The sequence below is a fragment of the Labilibaculum sp. K2S genome (assembly GCF_030372765.1).
In the GTDB taxonomy this organism is placed as follows: Bacteria; Bacteroidota; Bacteroidia; order Bacteroidales; family Marinifilaceae; genus Labilibaculum.
This window is the reverse complement of sequence record NZ_JAUCMW010000076.1, coordinates 1-1,017: the sequence shown is the minus strand read 5'-3', so window position 1 is coordinate 1,017 and position 1,017 is coordinate 1. Positions and strand designations below refer to the sequence as shown.

1 protein-coding gene is annotated in these 1,017 nt (G+C 42.3%); it reads left to right on the top strand.

Annotation, left to right across the window (positions count from 1 at the left end; genetic code table 11):
- Positions 1-1,017: hypothetical protein (locus tag QUH73_RS20770; protein WP_289532362.1), on the top strand; the 1,017-nt coding region annotated here is incomplete at both ends.

Below are 1,017 nucleotides of genomic sequence, written 5' to 3'. Positions count from 1 at the left end.
AGAAAACATTCGCTTACGATACTTACGGAAGACCTTCTGCAACCACCTTACCAAACGGCAGGGGTTCGGTAACTTATACGTATAATGGTCTTACAACCAAAGTCACCAATCCTGAATCATGGAAAGAAACAACAATCGACGGTGCAGGTTTTGTAAAATCGGCAAAAGATCCGGGAGGGCAGATTACCTACGATTACTACAGCAACGGATTGGTAAAAGACATTAAGTTCGGACAAAATACCATTCATCATGTTTACGATCAGCAGGGAAATATAATACAAACTACTGATCCGGATGCTGGCACCACATCAGCGGTTTACGATGCATTCGGACAAATAACCAGCAGTACAACGGCCAACAATCATACCTATACTTATGCGTATGACAAATTAGGCCGTATCACAACCCGCACATTACAATCTGGTGGCGAAACCACCCAATGGCAATACGATCCTTCGGGAAATATTGGGGCAATAAATCAGATACTGCTCAACTCGAAGGTGGTGGAGAGTGCAACCTACGATGGATACGGAAGAACAAGTACTCATACCGAAAAAATTTATGATGGAGGAATAACCAAAACCTATACCAACAGTTATGCCTACAACGGCAATGGTCAGGTAAGCAGGATTACTTATCCGACAGGTTACTATGTGAACCACACCTACAATGGAGATGGTTTGGTAACTGAAATCAGGGATAAAAACAACAAACTGATTTGGAACCAGGCAGTCACCAATGATATGGGACAGTTTACCTCTTATGCCTACGGGAATGGAGCCGTTGTGACTAAAACTTACGATTCGTGGTATCAGCCCGATATAATCAGTGCTAAAGTGGGCAGCCGTGTATTGTCCAGTTGGGATTTTGACATTAATGTAAAAGGAAATCTGACCCGAAGAAAAGATATTCTGCACGGGAATCAAATTGAGGATTTTGGATTCGATGCAATGAATCGATTAACCACATCAAGCAAAGGTTCTGATGTAACTTACACGGGAGATAATACAGGAAATC